The following is a 16,966-nucleotide window of genomic DNA, read 5'->3' on the forward strand; positions in this document are numbered from 1 at the left end:
CAGGCCCTGCGCCATGACGTACCGAGTGCGCTACACTGCGCCGCTTGTGCAGATCGAAGAGTTTGAAGGACAACCATGACGTTCAAGGCCCCGGACAGCCTCGCCGAGCAAATCGCCCATCACCTCGCCGAACGCATCATTCGCGGCGAAATGAAACCGGGAGAGCGCATCCAGGAGCAGAAGGTCACGCTGGCGCTCAACGTCAGCCGCGGCTCGGTCCGCGAGGCCTTGCTGATCCTGGAGCGACGCCATTTGATCGCGATCCTGCCGCGCCGTGGCGCCCACGTCACCGAACTCACCGAGCACAAGGTGCGCAGCCTCTGCACGCTGATGAGCGAGCTGTACATCCTATTGGGCAACGCCGTGGCCCATGGCTGGAAAGAACAGGCCGACATGGCGCCGTTCGTCGCGATCCAGCAGCGTCTCAACGACGCCTACGCGCGCCAGGACATCCGCACCTTCGTCGATGAAAGCTTCAGCGTGATGCGCGCCGCCTATCCCTTTGCCAACAATCCGTATCTGCAGGAAACCGTCGAGAACCTGCAACCGGCCATGAGCCGTGCCTATTTCCTGGCCCTGGACCAGCGCAAGGCGGAAATGAGCGAATTCCTCGACCTGTTCCAGCGCCTGCTCGCCGCTGTGCTGGCCCGTGATTTGCCGCAGATCCGCATCGTGCTCACGGCCTACGCCCAGCGCAGTTGCGATCTGGTGGTTTCTGCCCTGACGGCGGCCTGACGTGCGGCTCAAGTGCATCAAGTTGGCGGGGTTCAAATCCTTCGTCGACCCGACCACGGTGAACTTCCCCAGTAACATGGCGGCGGTGGTCGGGCCCAATGGTTGCGGCAAGTCGAACATCATCGACGCCGTGCGCTGGGTGATGGGCGAAAGCTCGGCCAAGAACCTGCGCGGCGAGTCGATGACCGACGTCATCTTCAACGGCTCCACCAGTCGCAAGCCGGTGAGCCAGGCCAGCATCGAGCTGGTGTTCGATAACTCCGACGGCACCCTGGTGGGCGAGTACGCGGCCTATGCGGAAATTTCCATTCGTCGCAAAGTGACCCGCGACAGCCAGAACAGCTATTTCCTCAACGGCGCCAAGTGCCGTCGCCGGGACATCACCGATATTTTCCTCGGCACCGGCCTGGGCCCGCGCAGCTACTCGATCATCGAGCAGGGCATGATCTCCAAGCTGATCGAGGCCAAGCCCGAAGACCTGCGCAACTTCATCGAAGAGGCCGCCGGCATTTCCAAATACAAGGAGCGCCGGCGCGAGACCGAAAACCGCATTCGTCGCACCCACGAAAACCTGGCGCGCCTGACCGACCTGCGCGAAGAACTCGAACGCCAGCTCGAACGTTTGCATCGTCAGGCCGAGGCTGCGAAGAAGTACCAGGAATACAAAGGCGAGGAGCGTCAGCTCAAGGCCCAGCTGTCGGCCTTGCGCTGGCAGGCGCTGAACGAGCAGGTCGGCCAGCGCGAAGCGATCATCGGCAACCAGGAAGTCAGCTTCGAAGCCCTGGTGGCCGAGCAGCGCAACGCCGACGCAGCCATCGAGCGGCTGCGCGACGGCCACCATGACCTGTCCGAGCGCTTCAATCTGGTGCAAGGGCGCTTCTATTCCGTGGGGGGCGACATCGCCCGGGTCGAGCAGAGCATCCAGCATGGTCAGCAACGGCTGCGGCAGTTGCAGGACGACTTGAAGGAAGCCGAGCGGGCGCGCCTGGAAACCGAATCGCACCTGGGTCATGACCGCACGTTGCTGTTGACCCTCGGCGAAGAGCTGGACAGGCTGACGCCGGAGCAGGAAGTCACCAGCGCCGCCGCCGAAGAGGCTGCCGCAGCCCTGGAAGAAGCCGAGCTGACCATGCATGGCTGGCAAGAGCAGTGGGACAGTTTCAACCTGACGTCGGCCGAGCCGCGGCGCCAGGCAGAAGTCCAGCAGTCGCGCATCCAGCAGTTGGAAACCAGCATGGAGCGCCTGGCCGAACGTCAGCGCCGCCTGTCCGAAGAGCGCGCCTTGCTCGCCGCGGATCCGGAAGACGCCGCGATTCTGGAGCTGAGCGAGCAACTGGCGACCAGCGAGGCCACCCTCGAAGACTTGCAGGCCAGCGAAGATGCCCAGGTCGAGCGCCTTGAACAACTGCGCCAGGCTTTGCAACTGGCCTTGCAGAACCAGCAACAGGCCCAGGGCGAATTGCAGCGGCTCAATGGGCGCCTGGCTTCGCTGGAGGCCTTGCAGCAAGCGGCGCTGGACCCGGGCACTGGCACCGCCGAATGGCTGCGCGACCAGCACCTGGCCGAGCGTCCACGACTGGCCGAGGGCCTGAAGGTCGATGGTGGCTGGGAACTGGCGGTGGAAACCGTGCTCGGCGCTGACCTGCAAGCGGTGCTGGTGGATGACTTTGCTGGCTTCGACCTGTCGGGCTTCACTCAAGGCGATCTGCGCCTACTCAGCCCGGCCGGCGATGGCGTGCGAATTCCCGGCAGCTTGCTCGATAAGGTCGAGGCCCAGGTCGACCTGTCGCCCTGGCTCGGGCAGGTCAAGCCAGTGGACAGCCTTGAGCAGGCCTTGGCTTTGCGCGGGCAATTGGCAGCCGGCGAAAGCTTGATCAGTCGTGACGGGTATTGGGTTGGCCGGCATTTCCTGCGGGTGCGCCGGGCCAGCGAAGCCGAGAGCGGCATGCTCGCCCGCGGCCAGGAAATCCAGCGCCTGGGCGCCGAGCGAGAAGAGCGCGAAGCCAGCGTCGAAGCCCTGGAAACCGAATTGCAAAACCTGCGGGCGCAACAGCGTCAACAGGAAAACGGCCGCGAACACCTGCGGCGGCTGTTGCAGGATGAAGCGCGCCAGCAAGGCGAGCTCAAGGCGCAGTTGTCGGCCGGCAAGGCCAAGGTTGAACAGCTGGCGCTGCGCCGTACCCGCCTGGAAGAAGAAATCGCCGAGCTGGGCGAGCAGCGGGCCCTGGAGCACGAGCAGATCGGCGAAGCGCGCTTGCAACTGCAAGAAGCCCTTGATGCCATGGCGCTGGACACCGAGCAGCGCGAACTGTTGCTGGCCCAGCGTGACAGCTTGCGCGAACGCCTGGACCGGGTGCGCCAGGAAGCACGCCAGCACAAGGACCACGCCCATCAACTGGCGGTGCGCCTGGGCTCGCTCAGGGCCCAGCACGATTCCACGCGCCAGGCCTTGGAACGGCTGGAAATGCAGTCCGAGCGCCTGACCGAAAAGCGCGAACAGTTGAGCCTCAATCTGGAGGAGGGCGAAGCGCCACTGGAAGAGCTGCGCCTCAAGCTTGAAGAGTTGCTCGACAAGCGCATGAGTGTCGACGAAGAGCTCAAGACCGCGCAAATCGCCTTGGAGGACGCCGACCGCGAACTGCGCGACGCCGAAAAGCGCCGCGGCCAGGCCGAGCAGCAATCGCAACTGATCCGTGGCCAGATGGAACAGCAGCGCATGGAGTGGCAAGCCTTGACGGTGCGGCGCAAGGCCTTGCAGGACCAGTTGCTGGAAGACGGCTACGACCTCGACGGCGTGCTCGCTACCCTGGTGGCCGGGGCGAACGAGAAGGACGCCGAGGAAGAATTGGAGCGCATTGCCCAGCGCATCCAGCGCCTGGGGGCCATCAACTTGGCGGCCATCGACGAGTACCAGCAGCAGTCCGAACGCAAGCGCTACCTGGACGCCCAGAACGACGACCTGGTGGAAGCGCTGGAGACCCTGGAAAACGTCATCCGCAAGATCGACAAGGAAACCCGCAACCGCTTCAAGGATACCTTTGATCAGATCAACGGCGGTTTGCAGGCCCTTTTTCCAAAAGTTTTCGGTGGCGGCAGCGCCTACTTGGAACTGACGGGCGAAGATTTACTCGATACAGGGGTGACAATCATGGCGCGTCCTCCTGGCAAGAAGAACAGCACCATCCATTTGCTCTCCGGTGGCGAAAAGGCGCTGACCGCGCTGGCCCTGGTCTTTGCCATCTTCAAATTGAACCCGGCGCCGTTCTGCATGCTCGACGAGGTCGACGCGCCGCTGGACGACGCCAACGTAGGCCGTTACGCACGGCTGGTGAAAGAAATGTCTGAAACGGTGCAGTTCATCTACATCACCCACAACAAGATCGCCATGGAAATGGCCGATCAGTTGATGGGGGTGACGATGCACGAGCCGGGCTGTTCGCGACTGGTGGCGGTGGATGTGGAGGAGGCCATGGCCATGGTGGATGCCTGAACAACAGCTTGTAGGGCTTCAACTTCGAACGCTGTAGGTATTTTTTACCCTTGGGGCTGATGTTCAATTCACAGATTGGGCACAAGCCTATGCGACAGACGGTGTAAAGTTATCTTTGGTCGTGCTAGTTTAATGTCAATTTTTCGTATGCGTGGGCAAAACGCCATTCAGAACATAGAGTTGGCGCCACGTTTTAAAGCGGTTTGCAAATAGCTAAGCCCCTTATTTTTCAGCATTTTTATAGAGGCACGGGATTACATGGAAATCGGTCTGCGCGAGTGGCTGATCGTCATCGGCATCATTGTCATTGCCGGTATTCTTTTCGACGGCTGGCGTCGCATGCGCGGCGGCAAGGGGAAACTGAAGTTTCGCCTGGATCGCAGCCTGTCGAACCTGCCCGATGAGGATGATAGCGCCGAGCTGCTGGGGCCGCCGCGGGTGCTGGACGCCCACAAGGAGCCGCAGCTGGACGAGCATGACTTGCCGTCGATGAGCGCGCCTGCCCGTGAGCCACGGGAGTCGGGTTCCAAGCGTGGCAAGCGCAACAGCGAGCCGTCCCAGGGTGATTTGAACCTGAACCTCGACCTGGATGGCGGGCCGAGCTTCAGCAGTCGCGACGGCGACTTCCCGGACGAAAACAAGGCCCCGAGCGCCGACAAGGACCAGGCCCAGGCTGAAGAAGTGCTGGTGATCAGCGTGATCTGCCGCGACCCGGCCGGCTTCAAGGGCCCGGCGTTGCTACAGAACATCCTCGAAAGCGGCCTGCGTTTTGGCGAAATGGACATTTTCCACCGTCACGAAAGCATGGCCGGTAACGGCGAGGTGCTGTTCTCCATGGCCAACGCGGTCAAGCCTGGCGTGTTCGACCTCGACGACATCGATCATTTCAGCACGCCGGCGGTGAGCTTCTTCCTTGGCCTGCCGGGCCCGCGTCATCCCAAGCAAGCATTCGACGTGATGGTGGCCGCCGCTCGCAAGCTGTCCCAGGAGCTCAACGGCGAACTGAAGGATGACCAGCGCAGCGTGCTGACCGCCCAGACCATCGAGCACTACCGCCAGCGCATCGTCGAATTCGAGCGCCGGGCGCTGACCCAGAAGCGCTGATCAATGACACAGGCTCTCCCTGACCAGAGAGCTTTTTGTGGCAGGAGAGCTTTTGTGGCGAGGGAGCTTGCTCCCGCTGGGGGCGAAGCCCCCCAAAAGGTTTAAAAAGAATGAGCAGCCCAGGCTGCTCTTTTGCTTTATGAGAGAACACCCATGAACGCCGTCGAAACACGCATCCTAGAGTTGCGCACCGAGCTGGACCAGCACAACTACCGCTACCACGTCCTCGACGAACCCAGCATCCCGGACGCCGAGTACGACCGCCTGTTCCACGAGCTCAAAGCCTTGGAAGAGCAGCACCCGTCACTTGTCACCAGCGACTCCCCGACCCAGCGGGTCGGCAGCATGGCGCTGTCGGCGTTCAGCCAGGTGCGTCACGAGATCCCGATGCTCAGCCTGGGCAATGCCTTCGACGAAACTACCCTGCGGGAATTCGACCGCCGGGTGACGGAAGGCCTCGACCTGCCCATGGGTGATTTGCTGGGCGGTGGCGCGGCAGTGGAGTACAGCTGCGAGCCGAAGCTCGATGGCCTGGCGGTCAGCCTGTTGTACCAGGACGGCATGCTGGTGCGCGGAGCCACGCGCGGTGACGGCACCACGGGCGAGGACATCAGCGTCAACGTACGCACCGTGCGCAACATTCCCCTCAAGTTGCAGGGCACTGGCTGGCCGCCGCTGCTGGAAGTGCGCGGCGAGGTGTACATGTCCAAGGCTGGCTTCGAGCGCCTGAACGCCACGCAACTGGAGGCGGGCGGCAAGACGTTTGCCAATCCGCGCAACGCGGCGGCCGGTAGCTTGCGTCAGCTCGATTCGAGGATCACGGCCAACCGTCCCCTGGAGTTCTGTTGCTACGGCATCGGCCAGGTGACGGCGGACATCGCCGACACTCATATTGGCAACCTCAAGCAACTCAAGGCCTGGGGCATGCCCATCAGCCGTGAGTTGAAGCTGGCCCACGGCGTCGACGAATGCCTGGATTACTACCGTGACATCGGCGAGCGCCGCAACGCGTTGCCCTATGAGATCGACGGTGTCGTGTTCAAGGTCAACAGCATCGCTTCCCAGCGCGAGCTTGGTTTCCGTGCCCGGGAACCGCGCTGGGCCATTGCCCACAAGTTTCCCGCCACCGAAGAACTCACCGAGTTGCTGGACGTCGAGTTCCAGGTCGGCCGCACCGGCGCGGTGACTCCGGTGGCCCGTCTCAAGCCGGTGAAAGTCGCCGGCGTAACCGTGGCCAACGCGACGTTGCACAACATGGACGAAGTGGCGCGCCTGGGCGTGATGATCGGCGATACGGTGATCATCCGCCGTGCCGGGGACGTGATCCCGCAGGTGGTGCAGGTCGTCACCGAGCGCCGTCCGGAAAACGCCCGCCCGGTGGAAGTGCCCCAGCAATGCCCGGTCTGCGGCTCCCACGTCGAGCGCACGCAACTGATCAAGCGCAGCAAGGGCCGCGAAACCGTTAGCGAAGGCGCGGTGTACCGCTGCGTCGGTCGCCTGGCCTGTGGCGCGCAGCTCAAGCAGGCGATCATCCATTTCGTCTCGCGTCGGGCCATGGACATCGAAGGCTTGGGCGAGAAAAGCGTCGAGCAACTGGTGGATGAGGGCCTGGTGGGTTCGCCTGCCGACCTGTATGCGCTGACCTTCGAGCAGGTGGTCGACCTGGAAGGCTTCGCCGAACTGTCGAGCAAGAACCTGCTGGCCGCCATCGTCGACAGCAAGCAGCCGAGCCTGGCGCGTTTCATCTATGCCCTGGGCATCCCGGACGTGGGCGAGGAGACCGCCAAGGTCCTGGCCCGCTCCCTCGGTTCGCTGGAGCGCGTGCAGGCGGCGTTGCCCCAAGTGCTCACGTACTTGCCTGATGTCGGCCTGGAAGTCGCCCACGAGATCCACAGCTTCTTCGAAGACCCGCACAACCGCCAGGTGATCAAGGACCTGTTGCGCCATGGCCTGGAGATCCAGGACCAGGGCGAGTTGGGCGCCGAGTTCTCCGCCAGCACCACCCTGGGCGGCTTTCTCGACAAGTTGCACATTCCCTCGGTGGGGCCGGGCGGGGCACAGAAGTTGGCGGACAAGTTCGGCTCGCTCGAAGCGGTCATGAACGCCGACTGGCTGGACATGCGCCAGGCCCTGCCGGAAAAACAGGCCAATGCCGTGCGCGAGTTCTTTGCCATCGCCGCCAACCGTCAGCAGGCCGAAGCGGCGGAGCAGCAGTTACGCGACTTTGGCATGCACTGGCAGAGCGAGAAGAAGGTCGTCGAAGGCTTGCCCGAGGCGGGTCACACCTGGGTGCTGACCGGTTCGCTGGAACTGATGAGCCGTGACGTCGCCAAGGATAAGTTGGAGAGCCTGGGAGCGAAGGTCGCCGGGTCCGTGTCGGCGAAAACCCACTGCGTGGTGGCCGGGCCGGGTGCTGGTTCGAAGTTGACCAAAGCCAACGAGCTGGGGGTGAAGGTGCTCGACGAACAAGCTTTTGTCGATTTCCTGGCGGGCCATGGCATCACGGTCTGAGGGTGATCGGCTTTTGTGGCGAGGGAGCTTGCTCCCGCCGGGTGGCGCAGCCGCCCCAATCGGGGCGACGCAATGCTCCTGGTGGACCGCATTAGCTGGTTTTGCGACGGCTGCGCCGCCGAGCGGGAGCAAGCTCCCTCGCCACGATTTACCGGCGTCATGACCCAGCGTTTTGGAACGATCATGAGCGTAAGGTGATCTAGTCTTGCAGGCTCCAGGGAGAGATCGCCATGTACCGCTTCTTCGAACAGCTGAGTTCACGCATTGCCGCGCCGTTCCTGGGTGATCGGTCACGTAACAGCAAGGTCTGGCCGTGCCGCTGCGGCCAGTCATTGTTCTTTCGCAACAGCCAGTGCCTGGCCTGTCTGGCGGCGCTGGGTTATCAACCTGAGCGGAGCCGCCTGTCCTCCCTGCAACCCGGTGAGCAACCCGACACCTGGACGCTGGATGCCGATCCGCACGCCGGGCTGTTTCGCCGTTGCGCCAACCTCGACACCCCGGCGGCCTGCAATTGGCTGCTGCCGGACAATGGCCGCGATACCCTGTGCATCGCCTGTAGCCTGAATCGCACCATTCCCGACCTGTCGATTCCGGAAAATCCTGAACGTTGGCGCAAGGTCGAGACCGCCAAGCGTCGACTGGTCGCGCAACTGATCACGTTCGGCTTGCCGGTCATCCCGAAAACCGTCAATGAAGACATCGGCTTGGCGTTCGATTTCATCGGCGTCGACCCAGATGGCACGCCGCCGACCACGGGTCACGCCAGCGGATTGATCACCCTCGACATCAAGGAGGCGGACGATGCCCATCGCGAGCATGTGCGCCAGCAAATGCACGAACCGTATCGCACCTTGCTCGGGCATTTTCGTCATGAGGTAGGGCACTACTACTGGGACCGGCTGATTGCCAACAGCCACTGGCTCGGGGCTTTTCGCGAACTGTTCGGCGACGAGCGCGCCAGCTATTCCGACGCCCTGGAGCGGCATTACCAGCAAGGCGCGCCGCTGGATTGGCAAACCCGCTACGTGAGTGCCTACGCCACCATGCACCCATGGGAGGACTGGGCGGAAACCTGGGCCCATTACCTGCACATGATGGACGCGGTCGACACTGCCCTGGGCTTTGGCATGAGCGCTCGGGAGATGGATTTCGACTACCAGCCGTTCCCGCCCGAGACCTTGTACGACGCCGAACACGCAGGCGGCGCGGCCTTTCTCTCGTTCGTCAACGCCTGGATCGAACTGGCCGGCATGCTCAACGAATTGTCCCGCAGCATGGGTCAGCCGGACTTCTATCCGTTCGTCGTACCGGCTGCCGTCATTACCAAGCTGCACTTCATCCATCTGGTGATCCAGGAGGAGGGCGGTCGGGCGGATGAGGTGTTGTTGTAGGTTTCTGTGTAGGCAAGCGCAGACCCCACTGTGGGAGCGAGCCTGCTCGCGAAAGCGGCCGGTCAGTTTGTATCGATGCCGAATGTACCGACGCCTTCGCGAGCAAGCTCGCTCCCACACTGGCTTCCGGGTGTCCACAGCTCCTGCGTCCAGGCACAGGACCCCTGTGGGAGCGGGCTTGCTCGCGATAGCGGTCGGTCAGCTTGCATCCATGCCCGATGTGCCAACGTCATCGCGAGCAAGCTTTGCTCCCACGGCAAGTGCTTGAACGCCTTCAGTTTTTAATCCGACACGAACGGTTGTAACTTCTTGCCAGATAGGTACAATGGCGCGGCTCGCCGTCAGGCGGGCGTCGTTATGGTGACCCCATCGGTCCCCCCGCAACGATTACCCGTGAACCTGGTCAGATCCGGAAGGAAGCAGCCACAGCGGGAACATTGTGTGCCGGGGTGTGGCTGGTGGGGTTGCCTCCATAACGCCCAAGCCTTCATTCGCAAGGTTTGCCAAAATTCAAATGTCCTGTTGTTTCTGCTGATCGCTATCGGTCGGTGCTTTCTGCTGTCCAGGTTTTTTGCTGGACAGGCAAGTGAACGTCAAAGAGAAGCCGGACCTGTCTCGCATGGACGGGCCCGGCTTTTCTTTCGCATCTGCATCAAGGCTTGGACAAGGCCTGGTCGACCGCCGCAATCAGCTTCCCAAGATCCTTCGGGGTGGCTTTGTGTATGACACCGAACAGGTAAGCCCGCTGTTCGTCCTCATCGGTCATGTCGGCAAAAAAAGCCTTCAGTTGCACATCCAGCACATTGGCAAGCAGGAACAAGGCTTCGACGCTGGGGGTGTAGGTGCCGGTTTCGAAGCGGCTGATGGTTTTAGGGTCAAAACCGGTTTTTTCGCCAAGTTCAGCCTGAGTAAGCCCCGCTACTTTGCGGTAGCGTCTGATGGCTGGACCCAAACTTGAAATTTGCATCGCTTAATTCCCATTTAGAATCAAGAACTTAACGATAGATTTTCGCATTAGGCAACCGCGCGATCCATCACCTTGCTTTGCAAAGTGTGATGTGTTTCGTAGAATCGGCCTTTGGCACGGGTATTTGGTGACCCGCTTTGCGAAGCCGAGGGGTGTGCAAAGACCGGGCCTTGTGTTTCTTGCCACGATACAAGGCAAGGGCTGAGCCCTCCCTGGGCACCGCCAGGGCCCGCGCTCCAGCTTCCCTCAAAGTGTTTGAGCCTAGTTGATTTTCGCCTGTCTTGAAGGCGGTGCAACCGCGCGCGACAAATGAGCCTGACTCATGGATGACTGCTTCGATGGATAAGAAGTACCGCAGGGCCGTTGACGCCGCCGCGATTTTTTCCGAGACCGATCTGAGCGGGCGCATCACTTACGTCAACGATCAATTTTGCAGCCTTTTTGGTTACCGGCGCGATGAGTTGCTGGGCGCGAACCATCGCCTGCTCAATTCCGCTCAGCACCCCGGCGAGTTCTTCAGCGCCATGTGGCGCACCATTGCCTTGGGGCAGGTCTGGAAAGGGGAAATCTGCAACCGGGCCAAGGACGGTACGCTGCATTGGGTCGACACCACCCTGGTGCCAGTGATCGACGATGAGACCGGGCAAATCGAGCGCTACCTGGCGATTCGCTTCGACGTCAGTGAAAAGCGTCGCTTGCTGCATTCGCTGCAATGGCGGGTCGGTCACGATGTGCTGACCGGGCTGCCCAATCGTACTTATCTGTCGGACCTGCTGGACCAGGCGCTGGAATTTTCCCGCACGGAGAACCTGCCCCTGGCGGTGTGCATGCTCGATCTCGATGGTTTCAAGGCCGTCAACGACGGCTATGGTCATGCCAGCGGTGATCGGCTGCTGGTGGAGGTTGCCAGGCGCCTGCGCAGCATCGTGCGTGGCGAGGACGTGGTGGCGCGGCTGGGCGGGGACGAGTTCGTGCTGGTGCTGCGCCATGTGCGTGGAATGGAAGAACTGCATGCCGCGTTGAACCGGGTGTTGATCGCCGTCTCCATGCCGTATGGCATTGATGGCAAGGACATCAAGGTCTTCGCCAGTATTGGCGTCACGCTGTTCCCGTGGGACAACGAAGACGCCGAGACCCTGCTCCGTCACGCCGACCAGGCGATGTATGTGGTCAAGCAAAGCGGGCGCAATCGTTTCCACTTGTTCGATGTGTCCCGGGACAAGGAGGTACGGGCCACTTACCAGACCGTCGAACGGGTCCGCCAGGCACTGGCCGGTAACGAGCTGCGGCTGCATTTCCAACCCAAGGTCAACATGCGCCATGGCACCGTGGTCGGCCTGGAGGCGTTGCTGCGCTGGAAGCACCCGCAACGTGGCCTGGTGCCGCCTCGGGAGTTCCTGCCCTTGGTGGAGGAGACTGACCTGATCGTCGAGATCGGCGAGTGGGTCATGGAGCAGGTCTTGACCCAGTTGCAGCAATGGCAGCAAGTGGGGCAAGGCTGGCCGGTGAGCATCAATATCTCGGCACGGCATTTCCAGCGGGCGGATTTTGTCGAGCGGCTGCGGCAGGTGTTGGAGCGGCATCCGGCGGTGCCGCCACGGCTGTTGGACCTGCAGATTGTCGAGTCTGTCGCCGTGGAGAACCTGGCCCACGTCAGCGCCTGCCTCCAGGCATGCCAGGCGCTGGGCGTGGGGTTTTCCCTGGGTGGTTTTGGCACGGGCTACTGCTCGCTCAACGACCTCAAGCACCTGCGCACGCAAACCATCAAGATCGACAAGACCTTCGTCCGCGACATCCTCGATGACCGCGACGACCTGGCACTGACTGAAGCGGTGATCGGCCTGGCCCGGGCCTTTGGTCGCGAGGTGGTCGCCGAGGGGCTGGACAGCCTGGAGCACGGCCAACTGCTGCTGAGCCTGGGCTGCGAGGTGGCACAAGGTTATTTCATCGCCCGGCCCATGCCGCCCGAACAGATACCCGACTGGGTTCAGGGCTTCATCCCACCGTCCCAATGGCAACAGCGGTCCGGCGATCAGGGCGAAGGCGCCTCGCTCTTGACCCGCGATGTTTCACTGCGACCGGTGTAAAGCTGGATGATCGCGTCGATTTCCCCGGACGTTTTCATGTTCAGCAATGTCCTCAGAATGCGTTGTGCGGGAATGTCCGGATCGTTGCGCACGTAACAGCTCAACTGCTGCTCCTGCAGGACAGTCACCTCATGGAGCTGGCGATCAGCGGCATGCCGTTGATTGAACCAGTCCAGCGCCCATTGGTTGGTGACCCCATAGCGATAACGCCCGGCCAGCAGTTTCGCCAGCACTTGTTCCTGGCTACGGGCATCGTCGCGGTGCAGTTGGCCGGTATCGAACAAGGGTTGCAGGGTCGGGTACCTATAGCCGAGCACGGTGCCGATGGCTTGTTGCGGCAGCGTTGCTGGCGTGACGGCCGCCGGTGCGTTGGCCGTGGCGACGAGCAGGTCGCGCTGGAAAAACAACGGGATGCTCCACAGATAATCGCCATTGTCCTTCACCCAGTCCGGGCTGACATAACAACGCATGTCGATTTCGCCGTGCTTCATGGCGCCGTCGAGCCGGGCGCGGGACAGGACGTGGAATTGCGCCGGCCTTCCCACTTGGGTCGCCAGGCTGGTCATGATGTCGGGAAGGATGCCCTGGATCGGGCGGCCTCGTTCGATCTGTACCATGGGCATTGCCCAGCCGTCGGTAATGGCGAAACGCAAGGGGACTTCTTCGGCTAAGCAACCGGTACCCAGCAACAGCAAAGCCCCCATGGCTGATCGCATAAACTCTCCCTGACTGTATAAAACCGCGTCGACAACCCAAGCTTAGTCAGATTAGACGAGCACACCGGATGCAATTTCGCCCCTGCTCCGCTAGCATTAGCCGCTTATGTTCCTTCGTTGCGACGGTTTTCGATGAGTTATCAGGTTCTTGCACGTAAATGGCGTCCGCGCTCGTTCCGCGAAATGGTCGGCCAGACCCATGTGCTCAAGGCTCTGATCAATGCCTTGGACAGCCAGCGGCTGCACCATGCCTACCTGTTCACCGGGACCCGGGGCGTGGGCAAGACCACCATCGCGCGGATCATCGCCAAGTGCCTGAACTGTGAAACCGGCATCACCTCGACGCCTTGTGGCGAGTGTTCGGTCTGCCGGGAAATCGATGAGGGCCGCTTCGTCGACCTGATCGAGATCGACGCCGCCAGCCGCACCAAGGTCGAGGACACCCGCGAACTGCTCGACAACGTGCAGTACGCCCCGAGCCGTGGGCGCTTCAAGGTCTACCTGATCGACGAAGTGCACATGCTCTCCAGCCATTCCTTCAATGCGCTGCTCAAGACCCTTGAAGAGCCGCCGCCCTACGTCAAGTTCATCCTGGCGACCACCGATCCGCAGAAACTTCCTGCAACGATTCTGTCGCGGTGCTTGCAGTTCTCCCTGAAGAACATGACCCCGGAACGGGTGGTCGAGCACCTGACCCACGTATTGGGTGTCGAGAATGTCCCGTTCGAAGACGATGCGCTGTGGCTGTTGGGCCGCGCCGCCGATGGTTCGATGCGTGACGCCATGAGCCTGACCGACCAGGCCATCGCTTTCGGTGAAGGCAAGGTCATGGCCGCCGATGTCCGGGCCATGCTCGGCACTCTCGATCATGGCCAGGTCTATGACGTCTTGCATGCGCTGATCGAAGGCGATGCGAAGGCGCTGCTCGAGGCGGTGCGTCACTTGGCCGAGCAGGGCCCGGACTGGAATGGCGTGCTCTCGGAAATCCTCAACGTGCTGCACCGTGTCGCCATCGCCCAGGCCCTGCCTGAAGGCGTCGACAACGGCCACGGCGACCGTGACCGCGTACTGGCCCTGGCCCAGGCGCTGCCGGCCGAAGATGTGCAGTTCTATTACCAGATGGGCCTGATCGGCCGACGCGATCTGCCCTTGGCGCCGGATCCGCGCGGCGGCTTCGAAATGGTCCTGTTGCGAATGCTGGCGTTCCGGCCAGCCGACACGGCGGATGCGCCGAGGCAAGCGCTAAAGCCAGTGGGGATCAGCCAAGCCACAGCTGATTCCGCCAAGCCAGTGGCTGCCGCGCCCGTCGTTGCGCCGGCAGTGGCTTCGGCTCCGGCCGCGGTGGTGCCTGTCGCCCAGCCGATGCCGACGCCTGTTGTCGCGACGCCTGAGCCGGAACCCGAACCGGTCGTCGAGGCGCTGCCCGAGCCCGTCGTTGAAGAAGTCATCGACCTGCCGTGGAACGACCCGGTCGAGCCGGAAGTTGTCCAGCAGCCGGTCGTCGAGCCCGTATTGGAAACCGTTGCCGAGCAGCCTGAGTTGCCGCCAATGCCGCTGCCAACGCCCGACAGCGTGGTGCCCGATGCGCCAGAGTGGGTGGCCGCGCCGGTGCCCGAGCCAACGGTGGCCGATGTCGATGTCGCCACGCCGGGCATCGACCTGGACGACGAGCCGCCGCTGGACGAGGATTATATCGAGCCGGACATGGATTCGGCCTACAGCTACCTGGACGATCTGGCCAGCGAGCACGCCGCTGAACCGGCCCCGGAGCCCGAGCCCGAGCCGGCGGCGATGCCGGCCACCGGCCTGGCCCTGCAATGGCTGGAACTGTTCCCTAAATTGCCGATCAGCGGCATGACCGGCAGCATCGCCGCCAACTGCACGCTGATGGCGGTGGAAGGCGACCACTGGCTGCTGCACCTGGATCCGGCACACAGTGCACTGTTCAACGCGACCCAGCAGCGTCGCCTCAACGATGCGCTGAACCAGTACCACCAGCGTAACCTGACGTTGACCATCGAGCTGATCAAGCCCGAGCAGGAGACCCCGGCCCAGGCCGCGTCCCGCCGCCGTGCCGACCGTCAGCGCGAAGCCGAGGAGTCGATCCACGGCGATCCATTCATCCAACAGATGATGCAACAGTTCGGCGCCGTGGTCCGTCACGATACTATCGAACCTGTCGATGCCCCGGTCACCCAGGGCTCATAACTGAAGGCGCCGGGCCGAACGGGCCGGGCGCGTTGTTTATCCAAGTACTTTCGAGGTGATTCCCATGATGAAAGGTGGCATGGCCGGCCTGATGAAGCAGGCGCAGCAGATGCAGGAAAAGATGGCCAAGATGCAGGAAGAACTGGCCAACGCCGAAGTCACCGGCAAGTCCGGCGGCGACATGGTGACCGTGGTCATGACCGGTCGCCATGACATCAAGCGCGTCAGCATCGACCCAAGCGTGGTCGAAGGCCTGAGCGAAGACGACAAGGAAATGCTCGAAGCCCTGTTCGCCGCCGCCGTCAATGACGCGGTGCGCAAGATCGAAGCCAACAGCCAGGACAAGATGTCCGGCATGACGGCAGGCATGCAATTGCCGCCGGGCATGAAACTGCCGTTCTGATTCGCCATCCCGGTCGGGATGGGCTAAACACAATGCCAGGCATCGCGCCTGGCATTTTTGTTTCTGTCGGAGCCTCGGGTAGCTGTTCGACCGCTTTCGTCGGAACGCCGCCCGGAGCAGGCTCGCTCCCACACTGGATTGAAGGGGCTTCGATTGTGATATTCGCCGCAGGTTCTATGTGGGAGCGAGCCTGCTCGCGAAGGCTGCACCGCGCTATCCCGGAATAAACATCGAACGCCGCCCCCTCGGTAATGGTCTGCTTCCTATACGTGTCCGCCCAACGAACAAGGAGACGCCTCCATGTCATCGATTTCCAACCAGCGCATCGTCCTGGCCTCCCGTCCCCAAGGTGCGCCCACCCCTGAAAACTTCCGTCTTGAACATGTGACACTGCCGGATCTGGCAGAGGGACAGATCCTGCTCAAGACGTTGTTCCTGTCCTTGGACCCCTACATGCGCGGGCGCATGAGTGATGCGCCTTCCTACGCCGCTCCGGTGGAAATCGATGAGGTGATGACCGGCGGCGCTGTCAGCCGCGTGGAACGTTCGACGCACCCGAAATTCCATGAGGGCGATTGGGTGGTTGGCGCTACGGGTTGGCAAACCCACAGCATCAGTGACGGGCGCAACGTGATGCCCATTCCTTCCGGGCTACCCAGTCCGTCGATGGCCCTGGGGGTGTTGGGCATGCCGGGCCTGACCGCTTACATGGGGTTGATGGACATTGGCCAGCCCAAGGCCGGGGAAACCCTGGTGGTCGCGGCAGCCTCGGGTGCCGTGGGCTCGGTGGTCGGCCAGGTGGCGAAAATCAAGGGCCTGCGGGTGGTCGGCGTCGCGGGCGGCAGCGAGAAATGCAAGTACGTGGTCGACGAACTGGGCTTTGATGCCTGTGTCGATCACAAGAGCGCCAATTTTGCCGAGGAATTGGCGCGGGCCTGTGACAAGGGCATCGACATCTATTACGAAAACGTCGGCGGCAAGGTCTTTGATGCCGTCGTGCCGTTGCTCAACGCCAAGGCACGAATCCCGCTCTGTGGTCTGATCGCGTCCTACAACGACAATCAGGCGCCGAACGGTCCGGATCGCTTGCCGCAACTGCAGCGCACCTTGCTGACCAAGCGCGTGCGGATCCAGGGGTTTATTGTGTTTGACGACTACGGTGACCGTCAGCCGGAGTTCGTCAGTGCCATGGCGCCTTGGGTGCGCGATGGCAAGGTCAAGTTTCGCGAGGACGTGGTCGACGGCCTGGAAAATGCGCCACAGGCGTTTATCGGCCTGTTGGAAGGGCGCAACTTCGGCAAGCTGGTGGTGCGGGTCGCGCAGGATTGAGTATTTGACGCTAATCGGAGGCGCG

11 protein-coding genes and 1 other RNA gene are annotated in these 16,966 nt (G+C 62.3%); 10 read left to right on the forward strand and 2 right to left on the reverse strand.

Features of this window, described 5'->3' with window-relative positions:
- Window positions 1-75: 75 nt before the first annotated feature.
- The 6 genes from HU715_RS04290 to ffs all read left to right on the forward strand — a co-directional run bounded on the left by HU715_RS04290 (window position 76) and on the right by ffs (window position 9,695).
- Window positions 76-735, forward strand: a complete 660-nt coding sequence (locus HU715_RS04290; protein ID WP_186705262.1) for a GntR family transcriptional regulator — start codon at window positions 76-78, stop codon at window positions 733-735.
- Window position 736: 1 nt separating this feature from the next.
- Window positions 737-4,225, forward strand: a complete 3,489-nt coding sequence (smc, locus tag HU715_RS04295) for a chromosome segregation protein SMC (RefSeq protein WP_186705261.1) — start codon at window positions 737-739, stop codon at window positions 4,223-4,225.
- 258 nt (window positions 4,226-4,483) lie between these two features.
- Complete coding sequence (gene zipA, locus HU715_RS04300; protein WP_186705260.1) at window positions 4,484-5,329, forward strand: cell division protein ZipA; 846 nt, start codon at window positions 4,484-4,486, stop codon at window positions 5,327-5,329.
- Between the two features lie 153 nt (window positions 5,330-5,482).
- A complete protein-coding gene (ligA, locus tag HU715_RS04305) occupies window positions 5,483-7,840 on the forward strand; it encodes an NAD-dependent DNA ligase LigA (RefSeq protein WP_186705259.1) in 2,358 nt (785 codons plus the stop codon).
- Between the two features lie 230 nt (window positions 7,841-8,070).
- Window positions 8,071-9,231 (forward strand): zinc-binding metallopeptidase family protein, encoded by a 1,161-nt coding sequence (locus HU715_RS04310; RefSeq protein WP_186705258.1) that lies wholly within the window; start codon window positions 8,071-8,073, stop codon window positions 9,229-9,231.
- A 367-nt stretch (window positions 9,232-9,598) separates the two neighbouring features.
- Window positions 9,599-9,695: signal recognition particle sRNA small type (gene ffs / locus HU715_RS04315), an RNA gene on the forward strand.
- Window positions 9,696-9,883: 188 nt separating this feature from the next.
- On the opposite strand, the gene HU715_RS04320 is transcribed toward ffs, so the two are convergent.
- Window positions 9,884-10,198 (reverse strand): helix-turn-helix domain-containing protein, encoded by a 315-nt coding sequence (locus tag HU715_RS04320; protein WP_186705257.1) that lies wholly within the window; start codon window positions 10,196-10,198, stop codon window positions 9,884-9,886.
- Between the two features lie 338 nt (window positions 10,199-10,536).
- Here HU715_RS04320 and HU715_RS04325 point away from each other — a divergent pair, with 338 nt between their 5' ends.
- Entirely contained in the window at window positions 10,537-12,285 is a 1,749-nt protein-coding gene (locus HU715_RS04325) for a putative bifunctional diguanylate cyclase/phosphodiesterase (RefSeq protein ID WP_186705256.1), read from the forward strand.
- Here HU715_RS04325 and HU715_RS04330 read toward each other — a convergent pair.
- The gene (locus tag HU715_RS04330) at window positions 12,231-13,001 is read right to left on the reverse strand and encodes a substrate-binding periplasmic protein (protein ID WP_186705255.1); all 771 of its coding nucleotides are present in this window, start codon (window positions 12,999-13,001) and stop codon (window positions 12,231-12,233) included. The genes HU715_RS04325 and HU715_RS04330 overlap by 55 nt on opposite strands.
- 132 nt (window positions 13,002-13,133) lie before the next feature.
- Here HU715_RS04330 and dnaX point away from each other — a divergent pair, with 132 nt between their 5' ends.
- From dnaX to curA, 3 genes are all read left to right on the forward strand, one after another.
- Window positions 13,134-15,209 carry a DNA polymerase III subunit gamma/tau gene (gene dnaX, locus HU715_RS04335; RefSeq protein WP_186705254.1) on the forward strand — a complete coding sequence of 692 codons (2,076 nt, stop codon included), beginning with the start codon at window positions 13,134-13,136 and terminating at the stop codon, window positions 15,207-15,209.
- Between the two features lie 64 nt (window positions 15,210-15,273).
- Window positions 15,274-15,612: a YbaB/EbfC family nucleoid-associated protein gene (locus HU715_RS04340; protein WP_003183512.1), complete on the forward strand. Its 339-nt coding sequence runs from the start codon at window positions 15,274-15,276 to the stop codon at window positions 15,610-15,612.
- A gap of 300 nt (window positions 15,613-15,912) precedes the next feature.
- Window positions 15,913-16,941: an NADPH-dependent curcumin/dihydrocurcumin reductase gene (gene curA, locus HU715_RS04345; protein ID WP_186705253.1), complete on the forward strand. Its 1,029-nt coding sequence runs from the start codon at window positions 15,913-15,915 to the stop codon at window positions 16,939-16,941.
- The last annotated feature ends 25 nt before the right edge of the window (window positions 16,942-16,966 follow it).

Source organism: Pseudomonas zanjanensis (genome assembly GCF_014268745.2).
GTDB lineage: Bacteria > Pseudomonadota > Gammaproteobacteria > Pseudomonadales > Pseudomonadaceae > Aquipseudomonas > Aquipseudomonas zanjanensis.